This window comes from Rhodococcus sp. 06-418-5 (assembly GCF_002258285.1).
GTDB lineage: Bacteria > Actinomycetota > Actinomycetes > Mycobacteriales > Mycobacteriaceae > Rhodococcoides.
The window spans coordinates 322,493-345,182 of record NZ_NOYE01000012.1 but is presented as its reverse complement, the minus strand read 5'-3'; the positions used below and the strand labels follow the sequence as shown (position 1 = coordinate 345,182).

General features: G+C 65.0%; 27 protein-coding genes. 10 read left to right on the top strand and 17 right to left on the bottom strand.

All coding sequences use genetic code 11. The annotated features are described in order from the left end of the window. The 5 genes from nuoE to CH274_RS07290 all read right to left on the bottom strand — a co-directional run bounded on the left by nuoE (nucleotide 1) and on the right by CH274_RS07290 (nucleotide 3,833). Nucleotides 1–894, bottom strand: coding sequence for an NADH-quinone oxidoreductase subunit NuoE (gene nuoE, locus CH274_RS07310; RefSeq protein ID WP_094657044.1), 894 nt, complete (start codon nucleotides 892–894; stop codon nucleotides 1–3). Further along, on the bottom strand, nucleotides 891–2,189 hold the full coding sequence (nuoD, locus tag CH274_RS07305; RefSeq protein WP_032397857.1) for an NADH dehydrogenase (quinone) subunit D: 1,299 nt from the start codon (nucleotides 2,187–2,189) through the stop codon (nucleotides 891–893). The genes nuoE and nuoD overlap by 4 nt, the downstream gene beginning before the upstream one ends. Continuing rightward, nucleotides 2,189–2,851 carry an NADH-quinone oxidoreductase subunit C gene (locus CH274_RS07300; RefSeq protein WP_045195490.1) on the bottom strand — a complete coding sequence of 221 codons (663 nt, stop codon included), beginning with the start codon at nucleotides 2,849–2,851 and terminating at the stop codon, nucleotides 2,189–2,191. Before CH274_RS07300 ends, nuoD begins: the two co-directional genes overlap by 1 nt. Continuing rightward, the gene (locus CH274_RS07295; protein ID WP_032397855.1) at nucleotides 2,848–3,402 is read right to left on the bottom strand and encodes a NuoB/complex I 20 kDa subunit family protein; all 555 of its coding nucleotides are present in this window, start codon (nucleotides 3,400–3,402) and stop codon (nucleotides 2,848–2,850) included. Before CH274_RS07295 ends, CH274_RS07300 begins: the two co-directional genes overlap by 4 nt. 71 nt (nucleotides 3,403–3,473) lie before the next feature. Then, entirely contained in the window at nucleotides 3,474–3,833 is a 360-nt protein-coding gene (locus CH274_RS07290) for an NADH-quinone oxidoreductase subunit A (RefSeq protein WP_032397854.1), read from the bottom strand. A gap of 274 nt (nucleotides 3,834–4,107) precedes the next feature. Between CH274_RS07290 and CH274_RS07285 the strand changes: the two genes are divergently transcribed. Then, entirely contained in the window at nucleotides 4,108–4,821 is a 714-nt protein-coding gene (locus tag CH274_RS07285; protein WP_094657260.1) for an aquaporin, read from the top strand. A gap of 1 nt (nucleotide 4,822) precedes the next feature. On the opposite strand, the gene CH274_RS07280 is transcribed toward CH274_RS07285, so the two are convergent. Further along, nucleotides 4,823–5,272 (bottom strand): hypothetical protein, encoded by a 450-nt coding sequence (locus CH274_RS07280; protein WP_052050304.1) that lies wholly within the window; start codon nucleotides 5,270–5,272, stop codon nucleotides 4,823–4,825. A gap of 79 nt (nucleotides 5,273–5,351) precedes the next feature. Further along, nucleotides 5,352–5,996, bottom strand: a complete 645-nt coding sequence (locus CH274_RS07275; protein ID WP_143546534.1) for an AMIN-like domain-containing (lipo)protein — start codon at nucleotides 5,994–5,996, stop codon at nucleotides 5,352–5,354. Between the two features lie 79 nt (nucleotides 5,997–6,075). Between CH274_RS07275 and CH274_RS07270 the strand changes: the two genes are divergently transcribed. Beyond that, on the top strand, nucleotides 6,076–6,372 hold the full coding sequence (locus CH274_RS07270) for a hypothetical protein (RefSeq protein ID WP_256993496.1): 297 nt from the start codon (nucleotides 6,076–6,078) through the stop codon (nucleotides 6,370–6,372). Nucleotides 6,373–6,384: 12 nt separating this feature from the next. On the opposite strand, the gene CH274_RS07265 is transcribed toward CH274_RS07270, so the two are convergent. Continuing rightward, the gene (locus CH274_RS07265; protein WP_094657042.1) at nucleotides 6,385–6,816 is read right to left on the bottom strand and encodes a hypothetical protein; all 432 of its coding nucleotides are present in this window, start codon (nucleotides 6,814–6,816) and stop codon (nucleotides 6,385–6,387) included. 58 nt (nucleotides 6,817–6,874) lie between these two features. Between CH274_RS07265 and CH274_RS07260 the strand changes: the two genes are divergently transcribed. Further along, a complete protein-coding gene (locus tag CH274_RS07260) occupies nucleotides 6,875–7,639 on the top strand; it encodes a 2-phosphosulfolactate phosphatase (RefSeq protein WP_094657041.1) in 765 nt (254 codons plus the stop codon). Between the two features lie 96 nt (nucleotides 7,640–7,735). Further along, a complete protein-coding gene (locus tag CH274_RS07255; RefSeq protein WP_032398379.1) occupies nucleotides 7,736–8,479 on the top strand; it encodes a polyprenol monophosphomannose synthase in 744 nt (247 codons plus the stop codon). A gap of 9 nt (nucleotides 8,480–8,488) precedes the next feature. Here the strand turns inward: CH274_RS07255 and CH274_RS07250 are convergent, their stop codons facing one another. Then, entirely contained in the window at nucleotides 8,489–9,289 is an 801-nt protein-coding gene (locus CH274_RS07250) for an SDR family oxidoreductase (RefSeq protein WP_094657040.1), read from the bottom strand. Next, entirely contained in the window at nucleotides 9,286–9,960 is a 675-nt protein-coding gene (locus CH274_RS07245; protein ID WP_094657039.1) for a lysophospholipid acyltransferase family protein, read from the bottom strand. Before CH274_RS07245 ends, CH274_RS07250 begins: the two co-directional genes overlap by 4 nt. Nucleotides 9,961–10,012: 52 nt before the next feature. Between CH274_RS07245 and CH274_RS07240 the strand changes: the two genes are divergently transcribed. After that, a complete protein-coding gene (locus CH274_RS07240) occupies nucleotides 10,013–10,585 on the top strand; it encodes a TetR/AcrR family transcriptional regulator (protein ID WP_256993495.1) in 573 nt (190 codons plus the stop codon). Here CH274_RS07240 and CH274_RS07235 read toward each other — a convergent pair. The 4 genes from CH274_RS07235 to CH274_RS07220 form a co-directional block, all read right to left on the bottom strand. After that, on the bottom strand, nucleotides 10,566–11,957 hold the full coding sequence (locus tag CH274_RS07235; protein ID WP_179272755.1) for a M16 family metallopeptidase: 1,392 nt from the start codon (nucleotides 11,955–11,957) through the stop codon (nucleotides 10,566–10,568). The two genes, CH274_RS07240 and CH274_RS07235, sit on opposite strands and share 20 nt — an antisense overlap. After that, nucleotides 11,920–14,181: a polyribonucleotide nucleotidyltransferase gene (locus tag CH274_RS07230; protein WP_045195505.1), complete on the bottom strand. Its 2,262-nt coding sequence runs from the start codon at nucleotides 14,179–14,181 to the stop codon at nucleotides 11,920–11,922. Before CH274_RS07230 ends, CH274_RS07235 begins: the two co-directional genes overlap by 38 nt. A 393-nt stretch (nucleotides 14,182–14,574) precedes the next feature. Next, nucleotides 14,575–14,844, bottom strand: coding sequence for a 30S ribosomal protein S15 (gene rpsO, locus CH274_RS07225; RefSeq protein ID WP_032397847.1), 270 nt, complete (start codon nucleotides 14,842–14,844; stop codon nucleotides 14,575–14,577). A gap of 134 nt (nucleotides 14,845–14,978) precedes the next feature. Continuing rightward, nucleotides 14,979–15,947: a bifunctional riboflavin kinase/FAD synthetase gene (locus CH274_RS07220; RefSeq protein ID WP_179275656.1), complete on the bottom strand. Its 969-nt coding sequence runs from the start codon at nucleotides 15,945–15,947 to the stop codon at nucleotides 14,979–14,981. Between the two features lie 103 nt (nucleotides 15,948–16,050). Between CH274_RS07220 and CH274_RS07215 the strand changes: the two genes are divergently transcribed. The 4 genes from CH274_RS07215 to CH274_RS07200 are packed head-to-tail and all read left to right on the top strand — an operon-like array spanning nucleotide 16,051 to nucleotide 19,467. Continuing rightward, nucleotides 16,051–17,013 (top strand): metal ABC transporter substrate-binding protein, encoded by a 963-nt coding sequence (locus CH274_RS07215; RefSeq protein WP_032397845.1) that lies wholly within the window; start codon nucleotides 16,051–16,053, stop codon nucleotides 17,011–17,013. After that, a complete protein-coding gene (locus CH274_RS07210) occupies nucleotides 17,010–17,837 on the top strand; it encodes a metal ABC transporter ATP-binding protein (protein ID WP_094657036.1) in 828 nt (275 codons plus the stop codon). Before CH274_RS07215 ends, CH274_RS07210 begins: the two co-directional genes overlap by 4 nt. Nucleotides 17,838–17,840: 3 nt before the next feature. Continuing rightward, nucleotides 17,841–18,713 carry a metal ABC transporter permease gene (locus CH274_RS07205; protein ID WP_094657035.1) on the top strand — a complete coding sequence of 291 codons (873 nt, stop codon included), beginning with the start codon at nucleotides 17,841–17,843 and terminating at the stop codon, nucleotides 18,711–18,713. Between the two features lies 1 nt (nucleotide 18,714). Further along, entirely contained in the window at nucleotides 18,715–19,467 is a 753-nt protein-coding gene (locus CH274_RS07200) for a metal-dependent transcriptional regulator (RefSeq protein ID WP_371828393.1), read from the top strand. A gap of 12 nt (nucleotides 19,468–19,479) precedes the next feature. Here CH274_RS07200 and truB read toward each other — a convergent pair whose 3' ends face one another. The 3 genes from truB to CH274_RS07185 are packed head-to-tail and all read right to left on the bottom strand — an operon-like array spanning nucleotide 19,480 to nucleotide 22,033. Next, entirely contained in the window at nucleotides 19,480–20,412 is a 933-nt protein-coding gene (truB, locus tag CH274_RS07195; protein ID WP_094657258.1) for a tRNA pseudouridine(55) synthase TruB, read from the bottom strand. Nucleotides 20,413–20,447: 35 nt separating this feature from the next. Beyond that, nucleotides 20,448–21,113 (bottom strand): 4'-phosphopantetheinyl transferase Npt, encoded by a 666-nt coding sequence (npt, locus tag CH274_RS07190; protein ID WP_094657034.1) that lies wholly within the window; start codon nucleotides 21,111–21,113, stop codon nucleotides 20,448–20,450. Further along, nucleotides 21,110–22,033 carry a metallophosphoesterase family protein gene (locus CH274_RS07185; protein ID WP_032397841.1) on the bottom strand — a complete coding sequence of 308 codons (924 nt, stop codon included), beginning with the start codon at nucleotides 22,031–22,033 and terminating at the stop codon, nucleotides 21,110–21,112. The genes npt and CH274_RS07185 overlap by 4 nt, the downstream gene beginning before the upstream one ends. A 242-nt stretch (nucleotides 22,034–22,275) precedes the next feature. Between CH274_RS07185 and CH274_RS07180 the strand changes: the two genes are divergently transcribed. Further along, on the top strand, nucleotides 22,276–22,674 hold the full coding sequence (locus CH274_RS07180) for a TOBE domain-containing protein (RefSeq protein ID WP_032398374.1): 399 nt from the start codon (nucleotides 22,276–22,278) through the stop codon (nucleotides 22,672–22,674). The last annotated feature ends 16 nt before the right edge of the window (nucleotides 22,675–22,690 follow it).

Genomic DNA, 22,690 nt, shown 5'->3' with positions numbered 1-22,690 from the left:
TCACTTCCCCTTCGTCGACGGATCGGTTTCGGTGGTGTTCGGCTGCGGTGGAACGGTCGCCGACGGAGCCGGAGCGGGTTTCTCGCGCACCGTCTCCGCCACGGCTTCGGCACCGAGATCGGGATGATCGTCCGGCGAGCCGGCGGCCGCCCGGGGAGCCGACATCGAGTGCTCTCGGGCGTACCGGAGGCCGGCGAGGGTGGCTTCGCCTGCGCTGCCGGAGGATTCGAGTGCCCCGGGCCGGTCGTCGGCGAACCCGGCGAGAATTCGCTCGGTCTCGCGGAACGTGCACAGCGGCGCGCCGCGAGTCGGGGTCACCTGCTCACCGGAGCGAAGCGCGTCGACCAGTTCCCGCGCCGACGCCGGAGTTCTGTTGTCGAAGAATTCCCAGTTGACCATCATCACCGGCGCGAAGTCGCACGCGGCATTGCACTCGATGTGCTCGAGGGTGATGGCACCGTCGGCCGTGGTCCCGCCGTGATCGATGTCGAGGTGGTCCCGCAGGGCGTCCATGATGGCGTCGCCGCCCATGACGGCACACAGGGTGTTGGTGCACACTCCGACGCGATAGTTGCCGGTGGGCTCGCGGCGATACATCGAGTAGAACGTCGCGACCGCGGTCACCTCTGCTCCGGTGAGATCGAGTACGTCCGAGCAGAATTCGATTCCGGCCGGCGTGAGGTATCCGTCCTCGGATTGCACCAGGTGCAGCAACGGCAGCAACGCGGATCGGGTCTGAGGATAGCGGGCGAGGACGATGTCGGCGTCGGCGCGCAGGCGGGCCAGGACGTCGTCGGGATAGGATTCGCGTGCGTCGGGGCCGACCAGTTGTACGGCTTCCTCGGGGCGGGCTCCGAGTTGGACGAGTACCGGCTCCGAGCGTGGCGTGGTCATCGGTCCACCCCGCCCATCACCGGGTCGATACTGGCCACGGCAGCGATGACGTCGGAGATCATGCCGCCCTCGCACATCGCGGCAACCGCCTGCAGGTTGGTGAACGAGGGGTCTCTGAAATGCACTCGGTACGGCCGAGTGCCGCCGTCGCTGACGATGTGCACGCCCAGTTCGCCTCGCGGCGATTCCACGGTGGACAGCACTTGGCCCGCCGGCACTCGCATTCCCTCGGTCACCAGTTTGAAGTGGTGGATCAACGACTCCATCGAGGTGTCCATGATGGTGCGCACGTGGTCCTGAGAATTGCCGAGACCGTCGGGTCCGGAGACCAGTTCTGCCGGCCAGGCGATCTTCTTGTCGTCGATGACCACCGGTCCGGGTCGCAGCCGATCGAGAGTCTGCTCGACGATCTTGAGCGATTCCTTCATCTCTTCCACGCGAATCAGATAGCGCCCGTAGCAGTCGCATCCGGTGTCGGTGACGACATCGAACTCGTAGTTCTCGTACCCGCAGTAGGGATCGGACCGGCGCAGATCGTAGGGAAGCCCGGTCGAGCGAAGCACCGGACCGGTGACGCCGAGGGCCATGCACCCCGTCAGGTCCAGGTAGCCGACGTTCTCGGTTCTGGCCTTCCAGATCGGGTTGTCGTTGAGCATGAGTTCGAGGTCGCGTAGACGGCCGGGAAGAACCCGCAGTAGCTCGCGGACCTTGGCGATCGCATCGGCGGGCAGATCCTGAGACAAGCCCCCGGGACGGATGTAGGCGTGGTTCATCCGAAGTCCGGTGATGGCCTCGAAGACGTCGAGTATCAGTTCGCGTTCCCGGAAGCCGAACAGCATCGCCGTCACGGCACCCAATTCCATTCCGCCCGTGGCCAACGCCACGAGGTGCGAGGAAATCCGATTGAGCTCCATCAGCATCACCCGGACCACCGTCGCGCGCTCGGGAATGTCGTCGGTGATGTCGAGTAGCTTCTCCACCCCGAGGCAGTACGCGGTCTCGTTGAAGAAGGGCGAGAGATAGTCCATCCGAGTGACGAACGTGACGCCCTGGGTCCAGTTACGATACTCGAGGTTCTTCTCGATACCGGTGTGCAGGTAGCCGATTCCGCACCGGGCCTCGGTGACGGTCTCGCCTTCGATCTCGAGTATCAACCGCAGCACACCATGGGTGGACGGGTGTTGCGGACCCATGTTGACCACGATGCGTTCCGTGGTCGACCCGCGGGCCAGCTCGACCACGTCGTCCCAGTCCTGACCCGACACCGCATAGATGGTTTCGTCCGTTGCGCTCATCAGTTGTACGACCTGCGCTCGTTGGGAGGCGCAACCCGAGCGCCCTTGTACTCGATGGGAATTCCGCCCAGGGGATAGTCCTTGCGTTGGGGGTGGCCGACCCAATCGTCGGGCATCTCGATCCGCGTCAGGGCGGGATGACCGTCGAAGACGATGCCGAAGAAGTCGTAGACCTCGCGTTCGTGCCAATCGTTGGTCGGATACACCGCGCAGAGCGAGGGCGTGTGCGGATCTGCATCGGGCACAGCCACTTCGAGTCGCACACGGCGTCCGTGGGTGATGGAGACCAGATGGTAGACCACGCGCAATTCCCGGCCGACATGATCCGGGTAGTGCACGCCCGATGCCCCCGTGCACAATTCGAATCTCAGTTCCCCGTCGTCACGGAGAGCACGGGCGACAGCGGGCACGTGCTCCCGCGAGAGATGCAGCGTCAGTTCGTCGCGGAAGATCACCACACGTTCGACGGCGTCCTCGAACGGTACGGCTGCGTCCCCGGCGTCGAGAACAGCCGCCAAGCGATCGACCAGGGCGTCGAAGTAGCTGCCGTAGGGTCGGAGCGCGGTATCGACCGACGCCACCGGCGGCTGCAATCGGCCGTAACCGGACGTGTCGCCGCTCCCCCGGACACCGAACATCCCGCGGGCTCCGTGCGTCGTCATCGCAGCAGCCCCTTCAAGTCGATGGTCGGGGTGGACGCCAGCGCTGCAGCCTCGGCGGCCGCGCGCACCTGCTCGCGATTGACACCGAGCGGCATTTCCTGAATCTTCTTGTGCAGCTCCAGGATTGCGTTGAGCAGCATCTCGGGTCGGGGTGGGCAACCGGGCAGGTAGATGTCGACGGGGACGATGTGATCGACACCCTGAACCACCGCGTAGTTGTTGAACATTCCGCCCGAGGACGCGCAGACACCCATGGCGAGGACCCATTTCGGCTCCGCCATCTGGTCGTACACCTGCCGCAGTACGGGCCCCATCTTCTGGCTGACACGCCCCGCCACGATCATCAGGTCCGCTTGACGCGGAGACGCACGGAACGCTTCCATGCCGAATCGCGCGAGATCGAACCGACCGGAGGTGGTGGCCATCATCTCGATCGCACAGCACGCGAGACCGAAGGTCGCGGGCCACAACGAACCCTTACGGGCGTAGCCCGCCAACCCCTCGACGGTGGTCAGCAGAAATCCGCTGGGTAGCTTCTCTTCGAGTCCCATCGATCACGCTCTTTCGCATCCGCTTGAGGTGAGAACAGTGCATCGTGCCGCCGCCGATCAGCGTTCGGGCGTCAGTCCCATCCGAGTCCGCCTCGCCGCCACTCGTAGACGTAGGCCACCGACACGTTGACGACGAACAGTGCCATGGCAACCAGTCCGAAAGCACCCAGGACGTCGAGGTGCACGGCCCACGGATAGAGGAAGACGATCTCGATGTCGAAAATGATGAACAGCATGGCGGTCAGGTAGAACTTCACCGGAAATCGTTGGCCCGTAGGCGCATGCATCGTGGGCTCGATGCCGCACTCGTACGCGTCGAACTTCGCTCGGTTGTACCGCGCCGGACCCACCATGGTTCCGACCATCACCGAGAACACCGCGAACACGACCGCAATGGCACCGAGAACGAGGATCGGAACGTAGGCGTTCATCCCGGCATCTGCTCCCTCGATCGACTACCGCGCCGGCGCGGAGTAAATGCGACGGCCGTACCAATGTGACCTGAAACACACGATATGGGTTCGGTGTCGATCTCGCGGGATTTCGAGGACTCCAGTTTCGTAATCCGTTGACACGCATGGGGCACCCGATCTCGACAGTGTGACTCAGATCACTACCCGGGCCCATGCGATCCGGTCGGACGTCAACGACAAACCTCCCGACGATCCCGGCCGAACGAGGCCGCGGCATGAAACAGGAGGAATGATGAAATCGATTTCCGTCTCGGCACTCGCCGCCGAGGGACTGGGAACTGCCCTGCTCGTGATCTTCGGAGTCGGCACCGCCGTCATCGCGGGCGACACTGTCGGCACCCCGGGCATCGCCCTGGCGTTCGGACTCACACTGCTCGCCCTCGTCTACGCGATCGGGCCTGTCTCGGGATGCCACATCAACCCGGCCGTGACGATCGGAGCCCTGATAGCTCGCGCCATCACCCCGGTCAAAGCTGCGTTCTACATCGCTGCGCAGGCCGTCGGTGCAGTGATCGGCGCGCTGATCGTACTGTTCGTGGCGTCCGGCCGCCCCGGATACGACATGTCGTCGGACGGTCTGGGCACCAACGGATTCGGCAGCTCGTCACCCGGAGGATACGGGCTGGCGTCGGTGGCGGTGTTCGAGACGATCGCGACCGGCCTGCTCGTCCTGGTCGTACTGGCCACGACCGCCCCCACCGTTCACCCCGTCGTGGCGGCCGGCATCCCGATCGGCCTCACCCTGACCGTGGTTCACCTGCTGGGCATCGGCATCGACTCGACCTCGGTCAACCCTGCTCGGTCCCTCGGCCCGGCCCTCGTCTACGGCGGACCGGCCCTGTCACAGCTGTGGGTGTTCGTGGTGTTCCCGCTGCTCGGAGCAGTCATCGCCGGTTCGATCCACCGGTTCGTGCTGACGGTCCCCGCATCGGAGAAGACGGTCTGATCTACCGCGGTCGAGAGACCCGGGCACCGACACGTGCCGAGTGCTGCCCCAGCAGATCGACCACCGCACGCCCGAGCCGAATCGGATCCAACGGGTGCGGTACTGCAGCCTCGGCGCGCGACCATTCGGCCAACCACGCGTCGTCCGGACGTCCGATGAGCACCAACACCGGTGGGCAATCGACGATCTCGTCCTTCAGCTGCTTCGCCAGACCCAGACCTCCGACGGGTGAGGACTCGCCGTCGAGAATCGCCAACGCGACACCGCCTGCATCCATGTGCTCGATGACTACGGCAGCCGTGGCGATGTCGACGTACTCGATGTCACCGAGTGCGGGATCCGGTCGAGTTCCCACCGCAGACCGCACCTGGGCACGGGTAGCGGCATTGCTGCTGTACACGAGCACGCGCAGACGACCGGATGAACTCTCTCCCACTGTGGCGTCGGACACACCGCGATGCTACCGCGCTGTCCCCGCGAATCAGCCCGAAACAGCTACGGCCGACATGCATTCGACGCTGCGAGTCCGGTCAGGACTCGACGGTGACGATCACCCCGGCAGGTTCTTCGGTGGTCGTCACCGTGAACTCGGGTCGATCGGCCGCAACACCGACGAAGGCCTGCGAGATTCCACCGGGATCGGCCAGAAAATCGACCGAGACAACAGCGGAACCCTCACGTCCTCGGACACGTTCGGGCCCGGTATACGGAGAGAACGTGCCGTCGGAGTCCGTCGATGTACCGGACAGATCCACCTGCAACACCGATCTTCCCGGCACTGCCAGCGGTTCACTCGTGGCGTAGCGGACGGCTTCGTCGACATACCGCACCGTGTAGGAGACAGGGCCGTTGCCCGCCAACCGGAATTCGACAGTCGACGACCCCTCGAACACCACGTCGGTGACACCGACCGGCGACGCTCCCGGGAACCGCGCGCCATCGAGGCTCGGGGGTAGCTCTGTCACCGCGGGCGGCGGCGCTTCGACCGTCGGCCCGGGATCGGACACGGGATCACCGACCACCAACGATCCCGTGACCGTCATGTAGTTCGTGCCGGCCGAGACCTCGTCGACCGGGCCGCTGCCGTCCTCGCCGGCACAACCCGCGAGAAGACCGAGCGCCAGCGATCCGACGACCCAGAGCGCGAGTGGAGACCTGCGGTGGCCGTCGTACATCGCCATACCGTACTGAAGAAACCGATCGGTTCAGTAGTGCTGTCCCGACGCACATCGGTCACGATTGCACCGTCCTGCGATGCTGCTAGCGTCGGAGGGTATGGAGCCCAAGAGCTATTCGTCCGGTGAGCGTGTGTTCGGTCCGCCCAACGGGACTTTCGACGCGGACTGGGCTGCCACCGCACTGCGCTCGAACCGCCCCGAGTTGGACCATCCCACCTCGGTACGCCTGGTGGAACGGGCCTGGGAGCTACTCCGAACGCAGGGCCTGCGCGGAGAACCGCTGGCAGCTGCACTGAACCTCGAGCCCGGTCTCGCAACTGCGGTGTCCGCCGTCGCGACCGAGACCGCCGAGTTGTACCTGGACCCTCGGTAGTTTCCGAGTCTCTCAGCGCGCACCGAACTGCTCGGCTGCGAAGCCGGCCACGAGCACCGCTGTTCCTCCGATTTCGCCGACGATCAACGACACCATGAACAGATGCGTCCCCGGGACGGGATCGACGAACTGGTTCTCGGTGTCCCGACGAAACCCGTGCACGGTGTAGCTCACGACGGCAGCGACGAAGAACAACAGCACCACCGATGCGGCGATCAGATCCACCGGCACCGACCACGCGCTGAACTGCGCCAGCACAGCGAGTACCAGAGCGGCGAACGAGTACATCAACGCTGCCCGATGGGCGATGTCGACGTACCGGTGGGCAGTGCCGTCCGGAGACGTCGACATCTGGTGGTACTTGACGACACCCAACCCCAGTGCCCACAGCAGCAGCAGACCGGCCACGAGGACGATCACCTTGGTGTCCAGTTCCAACTGCATGTTTCTCCCCCACTAGATCCCGCGCCGAAGGTATCACCGGACTTGCTACCTTTCGGCAATGCCGGCCGACCCCGAACTGTCCCAGAACGCGTACGGACTCCGCTTCGACTGGGGTCTGCGCGGTGCCGATGCCTGTGTCGACGGCGCCGACATCGCCGTCGTCGTGGATGTCCTGTCGTTCACGACCACTCTTACGGTCGCTGTGGACGCGGGTATCGACGTCATCCCCAGTCGGTGGCGCGACGACCGGGCCACCGAGTTGGCCGAGCAGTTCGACGCGGTCCTGGCCGTGGGGCGGTCGGCCGCCTCACCGGGCCGGATCAGCTTGTGCCCGGCCACCGTACGGGCCGCGCCGGCACCGGCTCGGCTGGTGTTGCCGTCACCGAACGGGTCCACCATTGCCCACGATCTCGCGAGCACGGCCCCGCTGTGTGTGGGAGCGTCGCTGAGAAACGCGTCCGCAGTGGGGCAGTGGATACGGGCCGGAAACAGCAGTGCGGTGACAGCGGTCATAGCGGCCGGAGAACGATGGCCGGACGGATCGCTCCGCCCCGCCGTCGAGGACCTGTGGGGGGCCGGTGCAGTCATCGCCGCCCTGCTCGACGCCGGAGCACCCGATGCCTCCCCCGAGGCGAGAACAGCCGCTGCCGCGTGGCGAGCCGTCATGCACGACGTAGGCTCCGAGCTGCGGCAATGCGCCTCGGGTCGCGAATTGGCCGGGATGAGACACCCGGAAGACGTCGACATCGCAGCCGAGGTCGATTCGAGTTCCTGCGTTCCGATTCTGCGCGACGGAGTATTCGTCGACGCGGCTCGGTCGTGAGTCGACGGGCGATCGACACGACCCACGATGCCGACCCGACACGGCCGATCGTGTCCGATATTTGGATCGGACACCCGAATCACGGATCATACGGTGGTGAGTACGGAACGAGTCGCCCCCAAGACCACCGTCGTTGTACCGACGTACAACGAACGTGAGAACCTCCCCAAGCTCGTCGAGCTGCTGGCCGGGTTACAGGTGGAAGGGCTCGGTGTGTTGGTGGTCGACGACAATTCGCCGGACGGCACCGGCGAGGTCGCCGACAAATTGGCCATCGACGGACCCATCGACGTCAGCGTTCTGCACCGCACCGAGAAGAACGGGCTCGGCCGCGCATACGTCGCAGGCATGACGAGAGCGCTCGACGAAGGTGCGGACATCGTCATTCAGATGGACGCCGATCTCTCGCACCCCACCGAGGTGATTCCGGCGATGATCGACAAACTCAACACCAGCGACGCGGCCGTGGTGCTCGGATCGCGATACGTACCGGGCGGAGCGGTCGCTGCCGATTGGCCCTGGCATCGCAAGGCCCTGTCCGCATGGGCGAATTTCTACGTGAACACGATCCTGCGCCTCGGAGTCAAGGATGCGACCGCGGGATTCAAGGCGTGGCATGCGCGCACCCTGCGCACCATCGATGTCGCCTCGGTCGAGAGCAACGGGTACGCGTTCCAGGTGGAGATGAACTACCGAACCGTCAAACACGGCCTCACTCTCGCCGAAGTGCCGATCACGTTCGAGGAGCGCAGCGAGGGCGAATCCAAGATGAGCCTGTCGGTGCAGCTCGAGTCGGCATTGGTGCCCTGGAAGTTGTTGCTGGGCAAGAAGAAACTCTGACCCCACACGTCAAGGCGTGAAGCGTCGGAATCCGCCCTCGGCCCCGATCACCTGACCGGTGATCGAGCCCGAATCGGGCGAGAGCAGCATCGCCACGACGGCCGCGGCCTCCTCGGGTGAGTTCCACCGACCGCGCGGCATGTGGCGTGAAACGAACTCGTCCAGATCCGCACTGGCCCAGCCGGTATCGGTCGGACCCGGATTGATCGTGTTGACGGTGATGCCTCGCTCGATCACCGAATCGGCCAGCGTAGAGGTGATCGACGCAATGGCACCCTTGCTCACTGCGTAGGGAATTTCGGTCGGCATGGGCCCTTCGTCCTGCCCGGAGGTGAACAGTACGACGCGACCACCGTCGGGATGCGCCACGTAGCGCCGCACGAATTCCTGAACCAGGAGCAGAGACGCTCGCACGTTCACCGCCCAGGTCAGGTCGAGCGACTCCGCCGTCATCGAATCCAGATCACCCACCTGCGACCGCGCATGGTTGACCACCAGAGAATCGATCGCACCGAGCCTGAATTCGGCCGCGTCGAACAGGGCTGCCGGTGCCGCGGGATCGACGAAATCGATGTCGAGGTGGCCGAGCCTGTCGTCGGCGATCGACAACTCGGCCAACACCTTCCTCGCTCCCGGTGTGCCTGCTCCCCACGGCTCGGTGACGTCGTAGCCGTCGCACGAGTGCGCGAAGACGCGGGTGGTCTCGTCCTGCAGCAGACGGCGGGTGACAGCGAAGCCGATTCCCTGCCGCCGACCTACGCCGGTGACGAGGACTGTTCTGCCCCGTGCCGGCACGTCCGAGTTTCTCATGCCGCTTCCTTGACCGACGCGGCGTACACATCGACGTATTCCTGCCCCGACAGGGTCGCCAGCGCCGCCATCACCTCATCGGTGACCGCCCGCAGAATGACCTTGCTGTTCTCTCCCCCTGCATATCTCGTGAAATCCAATGGTTCGCCGACGACCATGCGCACCTTTCCCGGACGCCACATTCTCGAGCCGACCGGATTGACGGCGAGCGTTCCGTACATCACCAACGGTACGACGGGGGCACCTGTTTCGATCGCGACGCGCGCCAGGCCGGTCTTGCCCTTGTACAGCCGTCCGTCGGGCGATCGAGTTCCCTCCGGGTACACCGCCCATACCTTCCCTTGTCGCAGAATACTTTTCGCCGCCGCGAGCGCCGGTGCCGACGCGTCGGCACCGCGTCGATCGACCGGAACCTGACCCGTCGCGCTGTAGAACCACCGAAGCGCCGCCCCCTTGATTCCCCGGCCCGTGAAGTACTCGCTCTTGGCGATGAAGGTGACGCGGCGACGCATCAGGAGGACGAGGAAGAAGGAGTCGACGACCGTGAGGTGGTTGCCCGCGATGATCACCGGACCCGAGGTCGGTAGATTCTGCGTCCCGGACACTCTCGGTCGACCGAGAATGCGCAGAATCGGGCCGATCAACACATATTCGAACAGCAGGTACCACACGTCGGATCCTCTCGGCTGGACAACGTCGACACCGAGAGTAGACAATGTCTACGTGCCGGACAACCTCAGGACTCGACTGGTGAACGCGGGTGTTCGCCTGCTCGAAAGCGAGGGACAGGGCGCGCTGACCATCAGAGCGGTCACCCGCGAAGCGGGCGTATCGCACGGCGCACCGAGACGGTACTTTCCGACGTTGAGCGCACTTGCCGCGGCGGTGGCTCGAGTCGGTCTGGTCGACCTGGGGCTGGCGCTGAACTCGGCGGCCCAACAAGCCGTTTCACCCCGCGAGTCACTGGATGCGATGGCACATACCTACGTGCAGTTCGCTGCGCAGCGCCCGGCGATGTTCGCACTCATCTTCAGGCACGACCTGCTCGAGGGCTCGGGCGAGAACCTGCGGCTGGCGTCGCGGCCGGTGTTCGACGCGTTGATCGACGCGGTCGAAGCCGTTGCGCCGGAGAATCCACAGTTCACAGCCCTGCGACTGTGGACCTCCGTGCACGGAATAGCGGCGCTCCACTCCACCCGTGCGCTGGAGCCGATCACCGACATTTCGGCGGTGACGGAGTTGACCCGCCGCGCCGTGCGCGACGTGATCGCCGACGCTACCGAACGAGGGACCTGACCGACGCAGGCAGCTGGCGAACGTTCTTGTAGGGGCCGACCACCGCGGCACCGAAAGGACGCTCGAGCAACACGGCTGCAACCTCGCGCACCTCGTCGTTGCCGACGCTGTCGATCCGCGCCAACGTGTCGGTGATGTCGCGGTGATTACCGTAGTTCAGTTCACTACGACCGATCCGGTTCATCCGAGAGCCCGAATCTTCGAGTCCCAGAACCAATCCGCCTCGCAACGAACCCTTGGCCCGCGCGCACTCCGCGTCGGTGATGCCCTCGGAGGCGACCTTGGCCAGCACTTCCCTGATCACCGTCGTCACTTCGCCCAAGTTCTCCGGCTGGCAACCCGCATAGACGGAGAAGGCGCCACTGTCGGCGAACGTGTCCACCGACGAGTACACCGAATACGCCAGACCGCGCTCTTCTCTGATCTCCTGAAAGAGACGAGAACTGAGCCCGCCGCCCACGGCCGAGTTCAGCACGGACAACGCCCAGCGGTGCCCCTCGTGTCGACCGAACGCCCGTACACCCAGGCACAGGTGGGCCTGTTCACTGTCACGAGTGGTCAGGCTCAACGTGGGTGCGCTACGCAATCGCGCTGTACCGGAACGTCTTTCGGCCGGCCTCAGGCCCTTGTCCAGATGACCGGAGAACGCTCGGCGCACGAGCGAGACGATCTGCTTGTGATCGACGTTGCCCGCAACCGCAACGACCATGCGCTGCGGGGTGTATCGACGAACGTGGAACGAGTGCAGTTGCGCACGCGTCATCGACTCGATGGATTCGACGGAGCCGATGATCGGGCGTCCGATCGGATGATCGCCGAACATGGCTTCCAGGAAGGCATCTCCCAGCAGATCCTCCGGATCGTCGTCGCGCATGGAGATCTCTTCGAGGACCACCTGACGCTCGACGTCCACATCGGCCGATCGGCACCGACCACGCAGCACCACATCGCTGACGAGATCGATGGCGAGCGCCACGTCCTCGTCGAGCACGTGCGCATAGAAGCAAGTGCTCTCCTTCGAGGTGAACGCGTTCAGCTCGCCCCCGACGCCGTCCATCACCTGGGCGATTTCGAGCGCACTACGCGTAGGAGTCGACTTGAACAGCAAGTGTTCGAGGAAATGTGCCGCACCGGCAACACTGGGCTGTTCGTCTCGTGAGCCGACCCCGACCCACACACCGACCGAAGCCGAGCGAACGCCGGGCACGAACTCGGTGACGACCCGAAGACCACCGGGCAGAGTCGTCCGTTGCACACCCGTATCGATGGTGATGCTCTCTGGAACGGCCGAACGGTACGTCCCGAGGGGACGTACCGTTCGACTCGATTGCTTCTTACTCAGCGCTGACCTCGGCGGGTGCCTCGGAAGCATCGGCGGGAGCAGCCGCGTTGTCGTCCTCGACGGGAACGAGGCTGATCTTGCCGCGGTTGTCGATGTCGGCGATCTCGACGCGCAACTTGGATCCGACGCTGACGACGTCCTCGACCTTGTTGATGCGCTTGCCGTTGCCGAGCTTGGAGATGTGCACCAGTCCGTCGCGGCCCGGGAGCAGCGAGACGAATGCGCCGAAAGCCGTTGTCTTGACAACGGTTCCGAGGAATCGCTCGCCGACCTTCGGCAGCTGCGGGTTGGCGATGGCGTTGATCATGTCGATCGCGGCCTGTGCGGACGGGCCGTCCGCTGCACCGACGTAGACAGTGCCGTCATCTTCGATGGAGATGTTGGCACCGGTCTGCTCGGTGATGGAGTTGATCATCTTGCCCTTGGGCCCGATGACCTCACCGATCTTGTCGACGGGCACCTTGATCGCGGTGACGCGAGGTGCGTACGGGCTCATCTCGTCCGGGGTGTCGATGGCCTCTGCCATGACCTCGAGGATCGTCGTGCGAGCATCCTTGGCCTGCGACAGCGCGCCGGCGAGCACCTTGGAGGGGATGCCGTCGAGCTTGGTGTCGAGCTGCAGAGCCGTGACGAAGTCCTTTGTTCCGGCGACCTTGAAGTCCATGTCACCGAACGCGTCCTCGGCACCGAGAATGTCGGTGAGTGCGACGTAGCGAGTCTCGCCGTCGACCTCGTCGGACACGAGGCCCATCGCGATACCGGCGACCGGGGCACGCAGCGGCACACCGGCATTGAGCAGCGACAGAGTCGATGCGCAGACCGAGCCCATCGAGGTCGAGCCGTTGGAGCTCAGCGCCTCGGAGACCTGACGGATGGCGTACGGGAACTCCGCCTGGCTGGGCAGCACCGGCAGCAGAGCGCGCTCGGCGAGTGCGCCGTGCCCGATCTCGCGACGCTTCGGCGAACCGACGCGGCCGGTCTCACCGGTGGAGTACGGCGGGAAGTTGTAATGGTGCATGTAGCGCTTGGACGTCTCGGGCCCGAGCGAGTCGACCTGCTGCGCCATCTTGACCATGTCGAGGGTGGTGACGCCCAGGATCTGGGTCTCCCCGCGCTCGAACAGGGCCGATCCGTGGGTACGCGGGATGATCGCGACCTCGGCGGAGAGCGAGCGGATGTCGGTGATGCCGCGACCGTCGATGCGGAAGTGATCGGTGAGGATGCGCTGGCGAACCGACTTCTTGGTCAGTGCGCGGAACGCCGCACCGATTTCCTTCTCGCGACCGGCGAAGCTGTCTCCGACCGACGTCAGGACCTGAGCCTTGACCTCGTCGAGCTTGTTCTCACGCTCGGCCTTGCCGGCAATGGTCAGCGCCTCGTTCAGCGGGATCTTGGCGGCGTTCTCCACGGCCTCGAAGACGTCGGACTGGTACGCCGGGAAGACCGGGTAGTCGCCGGTGGGCTTGGCTGCCTTGGCGGCGAGCTCCTGCTGCGCGGTGCACAGTGCGGCGATGAAGGGCTTCGATGCCTCGAGGCCCTCGGCGACGACGGTCTCGTTGGGGGCGGTGGCACCACCCTCGATGAGCTCGATGACGTTCTCGGTGGCCTCGGCTTCGACCATCATGATCGCGACGTCTGCATCGGCACCGGAGCCGGAGACGATGCGGCCGGCGACGACCATGTTGAACACGGCCTTCTCGAGCTGCTCGTTGGTGGGGAACGCAACCCACTGCTTGTCGATCAGTGCGACGCGAACGCCGCCGATCGGGCCGGAGAACGGCAGTCCGGCGATCTGCGTCGAGGCCGATGCCGCGTTGATCGCGACGACGTCGTACAGATCGGCCGGGTTGAGGCTCATGACCGTGATGACGACCTGGATCTCGTTGCGCAGTCCGTCGACGAACGTCGGACGCAGCGGCCGGTCGATCAGGCGGCAGGTGAGGATGGCATCGGTGGACGGGCGTCCCTCGCGGCGGAAGAACGATCCGGGGATGCGGCCCGCGGCGTACATGCGCTCTTCGACGTCGACCGTCAGCGGGAAGAAATCGAAACCCTCACGGGGGTGCTTACCTGCAGTCGTTGCCGACAGCAGCATGGTGTCCTCGTCGAGGTACGCGGCGACTGCGCCTGCGGCCTGCTGTGCGAGGCGGCCGGTCTCGAAGCGGATGGTCCGCTTGCCGAACGTGCCGTTGTCGATGATCGCAGTTGCTTCGTAGACGCCTTCTTCGACGTCCAATGTTGTGGTTTCCGACATGTGTTCTGTTCTCGTCCTCTCGTCTTTGCCGTGCCCGCGTGGACACACCACGAGCCCTCCTGGCTGCGGCGGCATACCTGTGCCGTCCATCTCCGAGCTTCTCTCGGGACGCGGCTACGCGGAGGCGGCCATCGATCGAAGCCCACCGGATCTCGTATCCGAAAGGCCACTACCGAAGACCGTCACCACGGCGTGACAGGCATACACGGCGGTGTGCGGATGCCGTGCATCCGCTTTCTCGTGCTGGTCGAACTGTTTCTTGCGGTACAAACACAGATAGCCAACGAGGAACAGTCTAAGCACTGCCTCGTTGGCTACTGCACTATTGCTGCGAGTCGGGTGCGCACCGGCGCGTCGAACGGTGCATCGGTGACATCCTCGCGTCTCCGAAGACTATCGACGCAGACCCAGACGCTCGATGAGCGAACGGTAGCGGGTGACGTCGACCTTCGCGATGTACTTGAGCAGACGACGACGACGTCCGACCAGCAGCAGCAGGCCGCGGCGGGAGTGGTGGTCGTGCTTGTGCGTCTTGAGGTGCTCGGTCAAGTCGACGATGCGCTTGGTGAGCATTGCAACCTGCGCCTCGGGCGAGCCCGTGTCGGTGGGGTGCAAGCCGTACTCGCCGAGAACGGCCTTCTTCTGTTCGGTGGTCAATGCCACTGGTACTACTCCTGATCAATGACGTCCGCGTGAAAGGAAGCAACGCGCCCCGATCGAACGACCGAGGTCGACACGACGGGATCGAAGCCGGTACAGCCGCCACGGACCGCAGCGTGCACCGAGGGGACAGCCTATCAGGCCGTGCTCGCCGCCAGGATCGAGCGGGCACGCTCGGCGTCGCGGCCCATTTCCTCCACGAGAACTTCCATCGAGTCGAACTTCTCCATGCCCCGCAGTCGGTCGACGAAGTCGACTGCCACATGTTGCCCGTACAGGTCGGCCTCGCCGTCGAGCACGAATGCCTCGACGGTTCTGGTGCGACCCGAGAACGTGGGATTGGTGCCCACGGACACCGCCGCAGGGTGCCGCTCCCCCGGAGTGACCGTCCCCATGATCGGGCCGGGCCCGAGCACGGTGAACCACGCCGCGTAGACGCCGTCCGCGGGGATGGCCGAGTACATGGGCGGCGCGACATTGGCTGTGGGATAACCCATCTGACGACCCCGGCCGTCGCCGTGCACCACGACACCCTCCACGCGATGCGGCCGTCCGAGCGCGGCGGCGGCTGCGGCGACGTCTCCGGCATCCACGCACGATCTGATGTACGTGGATGAGAACGTCACGGCATGCTCGGCGAGTAGGTTGACTCCGTCCACCGCGAATCCCGATCGTTCGCCGATCTTCCGGAGCATCGGCACCGTGCCGAGCGCCTTCTTGCCGTAGGTGAAGTTCTCACCGACGACGACCTCGGCAACGTGGAGCCGTTCGATCAGAATCTCGTGCACGTACCGCTCGGGGGTGAGTTTCATCAACTCGGGCGTGAACGGCATCACACAGAACACGTCGATTCCCAGTTCCTCGGCGAGTTCGGCTCGTCTCGTCAGGGTGGTCAACTGCGCGGGATGACTTCCCGGCCGCACGACCTCCATCGGGTGCGGATCGAATGTCATGAGCACGCTGGGAACGCCGCGCTTCTTCGCAGCGCCCACCGCTCGCTCGATCAGCTGTGCGTGTCCGCGGTGAACGCCGTCGAAGACGCCGATCGTGAGCACGCATCTGCCCCAGTCGGCAGGTACATCGTCGAGACCTCGCCATCTCTGCACACCGCGAAGCCTACGGCCCGACGGCCACTCGGTCACTCTCGGACAGGCGTGTCGCGTGCGGTAGCTATGGACAAAAAGGTATCCCCACGGTAAATATTTCGGGGTGCCTAACTTATTTCTTCGCCAGCGTGGATTTCACGCTGGACGGATTCTCGCGAGCTGGGCCGTGGTTGGACTACTGGTAGCAGCGTCAACGGGCTGCGCCCGCGCCGTCGGAGAGGACGATCCGACTGTGCTCGACGACGACAGACCCTTGGTTCTGACGACCTTCACCGTCCTCGCCGACATGGCCGCCAATGTCGCCGGCGACCACCTTCGAGTGGAATCGATCACAAAAGCCGGTGCCGAGATCCACGGCTACGAGCCGACACCGGGAGACCTACGCACCGCGGAGCAGGCCGAGTTGATCCTGGACAACGGGCTCGGGCTGGAGGCCTGGTTCGAGAAATTCGTCGAGCGCATCCCCGCACCGCATGCCGTGGTGAGTGCGAACGTGGATCCGATCTACATCCGCGACGACGCGTACGCGGGCAAAGCGAACCCCCACGCGTGGATGTCCCCCGTCGTGGCCGAGACGTACGTCGAGAACATCGCCGACGCGTTCGTTGCGCTCGACCCCGCCAACACCGACGACTACCGCGCGAACGCAGCTGCGTACGTCGAGCAACTCCGCCGGGTCGGTGCCGAGCTGGACGCCGATCTCTCCGGACTGCCCGCTCGTCAACGTGCGCTGGTCACCTGTGAGGGCGCATTCGGGTATCTGGCTCGTGACTTCGATCTGCAGGAGGCGTACCTGTGGCCGGTCAACGCCGAGCAGGAAGGCACACCGAAACAGGTGGTCCGCACCATCGATTTCGTTCGCGACAACGACGTACCCGCCGTGTTCTGCGAGTCGACCGTCTCGGACAAGGCGCAGCTGCAGGTCGCCGAGGACACCGGCGCCCGGTTCGGCGGACAGCTCTACGTCGATTCACTGAGCGATGCGGCCGGCCCCGTCCCCACGTACCTGGACCTACTGCGCTACGACGCACGGTTGATCGCCGACGCACTGGTGGGAGAACGATGAGCGAGCACACTGGGGCCCCGAATCTCAGGGCCCCGCACGAGAACGAGGCAGCGCTGGCGGTGGACACCGTCAATGTCCGATACCGCGACGTCGTGGCGCTCACCGATGCCAGTCTGACGCTCGCACCGGGCCGGGTGTGCGGGTTGGTCGGCATGAACGGATCGGGCAAGTCGACGCTGTTCAAGGCCGTCATGGGAGTGGTCAAGCCGAACTCCGGATCGATCACCGTGTTCGGCGGCGACCCGGCTCGGGCGCGCAAGGCAGGAACGGTGAGCTACGTACCCCAGGCCGAATCCGTCGACTGGACGTTCCCGATCAGCGTGCGCGACGTGGTGATGATGGGCCGATACGGGAAGCAGAATTTTCTTCGCACTCCCCGAGCAGCCGATCGACGGGCCGTCGACGAGGCTCTCGAGCGCGTCGACCTGGCCGAAGTCGCGAGCCGACAGATCGGTCAGCTCTCCGGCGGTCAACGCAAGCGTGCGTTCGTCGCCCGTGCCATCGCCCAGGAGGCGTCGCTGCTGTTGCTCGACGAGCCCTTCGCCGGCGTGGACAAGAAGACCGAAGCCACCATCACCCGGCTGCTCCGCGAACTCGCCGCACACGGCGCCTCGGTTCTCGTGTCGACGCACGATCTCCATGCTCTGCCGGATCTGTGCGACGAGGCGATTCTGCTGCAGCAACGGGTGCTGATGCACGGCAGTCCCGCCGAGGTACTGCGTCCGGAGAACCTGGCGCTGGCCTTCGGCATCGACCCGTCGAAGGTCGACCAACTCGGTGCAGGCAATCGAACCCAGGCCACCCCGACCACGGAAGCGAGCTGAACCGTGTATCTCGTCGATTTTCTCGTCGAACCACTCGGATACACCTTCATGCAGCGGGCCCTCCTGGTGACCGTGACCGCCTCGATCGTGTGCGCGGTGCTGAGCTGCTGGCTCGTTCTCATCGGGTGGTCGCTGATGGGCGACGCCGTCTCGCACGCCGTGCTGCCCGGCGTCGCATTGTCGTATCTGCTCGGTGCACCGTTCGCGATCGGCGCTCTTCTGTTCGCCCTCATCGCGGTCGGTGCCATAGGGGTCGTGCGCAACACCACCATCGTCAAGGAGGACGCCGCCATCGGCGTCGTCTTCACCACCTTGTTCGCGCTCGGTGTCGTCCTGATCTCCAAGTTTCCGAGCCAGATCGACCTCAACCACATCCTGTTCGGCAATCTGCTCGGCGTCTCGCAGGCGGACATGATCCAGGTGTTCGTACTCGGCGGCATCGCGTTGGCCGTCATGATCGTCAAGCGTCGGGACTTCACTCTCTTCGCCTTCGACCGCACCCAGGCCCGCGCCGTCGGCATCAATCCGACGGTGATCTCGGCTGTGATGCTGACCCTGCTGGCATTGACGACGGTGGTGGCACTTCAGGCCGTCGGCGTGATTCTCGTGGTGGCGATGCTCATCACCCCAGGTGCGTCGGCATATCTGCTCACGCACAGCTTCGGCCGCATGCTGGTACTGGCACCGCTTGTTTCGGTGGGTTGCGCGCTGGTGGGGATCTACGCCAGCTTCTATCTCGACGTGTCCTCCGGTGGCAGCGTCGTGCTCACTCAGGGGTTGGTCTTCGTCCTTGCCTACCTCTTCAGCCCCTCGCAGGGCATCGTCGTCCGCGCCGTGCGCCGACGCGGACAGGTACCGGTGGCTCCGGCCGGGTGAGATGTCTTTTTCCATTGGATTGCCTAAGCTCGGCGACGTGGCGCAACGAAAAGACGATCCCGCACCGGCCGACGAGGGCGTCCAGCTGTCCGCGGTTGCGCAGGATTACCTCAAGGTCATCTGGACGGCCAGTGAGTGGAGCGAGGACTCCGTCAGCACCAAGATGCTCTCCGAGCGCATCGGCGTTTCCGCATCGACGGTGTCCGAGGCGATTCGCAAGCTCGCCGACCAGGGCATGGTCGACCACGCCCGCTACGGAGCCATCTCGTTGACCGAGAAGGGCCGCCTGGCTGCCATCGGCATGGTGCGTCGGCACCGTCTGATCGAGACCTATCTGGTCCGGGAACTGGGGTACGGCTGGGACGAAGTGCACGACGAGGCGGAGATTCTCGAACATGCAGTCTCGGATCTGATGATGGATCGAATCGACGCCAAACTGGGTCACCCCGAACGGGACCCGCACGGTGACCCGATTCCGTCGGTGGACGGTGCGATCGAGACTCCGTCCGCGACTCGCCTGAGCGAGTACCTCGACGGACAATCCGGCCGAGTCGCCAGAATTTCCGACTCCGACCCGGCCATGCTCCGCTACTTCGATTCCGTCGGCATCACGCTGGACCTGCCGATCACGGTGGTCGAACGACGTGACTACGCCGGCACCGTCGCCATCGAGCTCGCCCGCACCGACGCCACCGATTCGATCGACCTCGGCCACCGCGCCGCCGAAGCGATCTGGATGGTTCCGGCGAACTGACGTCGTTTCGCTTCAGTGTCCGCGCAAGGTCGCGGGCCGCACCACCATGACCGAACTGGCGCGCTTACCCTTCTCCTGAAGTAGAGCGATGGTGTGACCCGTGGGATCGACCGCTGCGTACACCCCGTCGATTCCGACCGGATCCAGCCACCTTCCCTGGCTCAACGACTCCGCCTCACCCGCGTCGATCTGCCGGTGCGGAAAGGCCGTTCGCGCCGCCTGGTCGATGTCCAGGCTCACGGCCGGGTTCTCGGCCAGCTCTTCGAGCGTCCGCGCATGGTCGAGGGTGAAGGGTCCGACGCGAGTGCGACGCAGCACGGTCAGGTGGCCGCCGACGCCGAGTGCAGCGCCGAGATCGCGCGCCAGGGCACGCACATAGGTCCCGGACGTGCAGTCCACCTCGACGACGAGGTCGACGAATGCCGATTCGTTGTCCACGACATCGCGCCTGGCCGTCACGTCGAATCGGGTGACGCTGACCTTGCGGGCGGCGAGGGTGAACTCCTCACCTGCGCGGGACAGTTTGTGGGCGCGTTGCCCGTCGACCTTGATGGCGCTGACGCTCGCAGGCACCTGCTCGATGTCGCCGGTCAGGACAGCGATCGCGGCCTGGATCTCGGAGTCGGAGACGTGCACGGCCGAGACATCGGCCAGCACGTCGCCCTCGGCGTCGTCGGTCGTCGTGCTCCGGCCGAGCCGGATGGTCGCGGTGTAGGACTTGGTGGTCAGCGAGAGCAATCCCAGCATCTTGGTCGCACGCTCCACGCCGAGCACCAGCACGCCCGTCGCCATGGGGTCCAGAGTCCCCGCGTGGCCGACCTTCCTGGTGCGCAACAGTTTTCGACACGACGCCACCACGTCGTGGCTCGTCACACCCGGCCCCTTGTCGACCACCAAGAGGCCGGCACCGACGAGACCGGACGAAATCTTTTCACGGGCACTCACGAGAGAGCATTGTGCCAGGCCCGCGAATCCGGCCGTCACATCACCGAGATCGCCGTCATCACCAGACCGCCGGCCACCATCCAGCGACCGTCGAACGCCGACAGAGGCGGGCCGGTGACGGTGTCGCCCGGCACCAACAACTCGGAATGGAACGTTCCCGAGAGGTCGTCGCCGGAGCCGGTTCGCTCGAAGGTGATATGCGCGTCCTCGAAACCGAGCCACCGTCCGGTCAACGGCTCCCAGGCCTTGTAGGTCGCTTCCTTGGCACAGAACAACACTCGGTCCCAGTGGATGTCCTCACGACCGGCCGTCTCCAGCCACTCCCGCTCGGCCGGCAGGCTCACCGCCTCGAGCACGCCATCGGGCAAGGGGCCGTGCGGCTCGGCGTCGATCCCCACCGACCGCACCTGCATCGAATAGGCCAGGACCGCGCCGCGATAGCCGTCGCAGTGGGTCAAGGATCCGACCACACCCTTCGGCCACTGCGGTGCACCGGACTTGCCGCGCATGATCGGCGCGGGCTCCACACCCAACTTCTCCATCGCCACCCGCGCACAGTGTCGAGCCGAGGTGAACTCACGCTTGCGCTTGTCCACCGCCTTGGCCACCAGCGGAGCTTCGAGCGGATGCGGCGTCAAACCCGGTGGGTCCGCGAACAATTCGGCCGAGACGACGCCGTTGGGAAGTATCGATTCGATCACTTGCCTGCCCTCATCTTCTCTACCTCTGCCTCCATCTCGGGCGTAACCGTGAAGTGTCCGCCCCACTTGTTCAACGCACCCGGCGGATATTCGGGGACCGGAAGAATCTGGCGCAGAACGTTCTTCGGCAGGCCGCGGCGCTGCCATTCGCGCGGGTAACCCACCGACACCTCCTCGAAGCGAACGCCGTCGTAGTAGGTCGTCCGCGGGATGTGCAGGTGTCCGTACACCGAGCAGATCGCGTTGTACCGCGTGTGCCAATCCGCCGTCAGAGTGGACCCGCACCACAGCGCGAACTCCGGGTAGAACAGCACCTCGGTTGGCTGCCGGACCATCGGGAAGTGGTTGATCAACACGGTCGGAACGGAGGTGTCCAACGCATCGAGACGCTCCCGGGTGGCGTCGATCCGCGCGTGGCACCAGGCATCTCGCGTCGCGTACGGCTGCGAGGACAGCAGGAATTCGTCGGTGGCGACCACGTTCTTCTCTCGCGCGATCGCCAGGCCGTGCTCCTTGTCGCGCGCTCCCTGGGGCAAGAACGTGTAGTCGTAGAGCAGGAACATCGGCACGATCGTCGCCGGGCCGCCTTCACCCTCCCAACGCAGGTACGGATCCTCCGGGGTGACGACGTCGATCTCGCGGCACAGGTTGACCAGGTACTCGTAGCGGGCGGCACCGTGGATCTGGACAGGATCTTTCACCGTCGTCCACAGCTCGTGATTTCCGGGAACCCAGATGACCTTCGCGAAACGGCTACGGAGCAGCTCGAGCGCCCACTTGATGTCGTCGGTCTTCTCCGACACGTCGCCGGCAACGATCAGCCAGTCGTCGGGAGATTCGGGAAAGATGTCCTCGGTCACGGGTCGGTTACCCCGATGTCCGACGTGAATGTCGCTCACTGCCCACAGCTTCGCTGCCACTGAAAATTCCTTCCGATGCGCTCGGCCGCCGGCGTCGAATCGCCAGAACCGTCCGAGAACGTACCAACGTCCAATACTCCATGCAGATTCCGCGCAGTGTCCGGGCGGGGTGACGCGGCGATTCGGTCGACGACCGAACGGTGTTGCTCACCGACACCGAGATCGAGTCGAAAGACCCGCAGATTCGGGTATATTGTGCCTCTCATGACTTGTTTGCGGAAGTTTTCTGGGATTGCGCCCCGATGACAGTGCCCCCGGTCCGCGTTCGTGACGCCGCAGCCCTCCTCGGTGTCAGTGACGACACCGTGCGCAGATGGATCGACAGCGGAGCGCTGCCCGCACTCGAGGACGAGACCGGACGCAAGGTCATCGCCGGTCGCGACCTCGCGGACTACGCACGCGAACATGCCGTTCCTCCGCCCGAGATCTCGTCGGGTGGCAGCTCGGCCCGCAACCGGCTCGTGGGTTTGGTCACCGAGGTCGTCTCGGACGCGGTGATGAGCGAGGTGAGCATGCAGTGCGGGCCGTTCACGATCGTGTCGCTGATGAGCACCCGATCGGTTCGCGAACTGGGGCTCGAGCCCGGCAAGGTCACCGTCGCTGTCGTCAAGGCGACCACCGTCATCGTCGAGACACCGTAGAACGCAGGAGATGTTC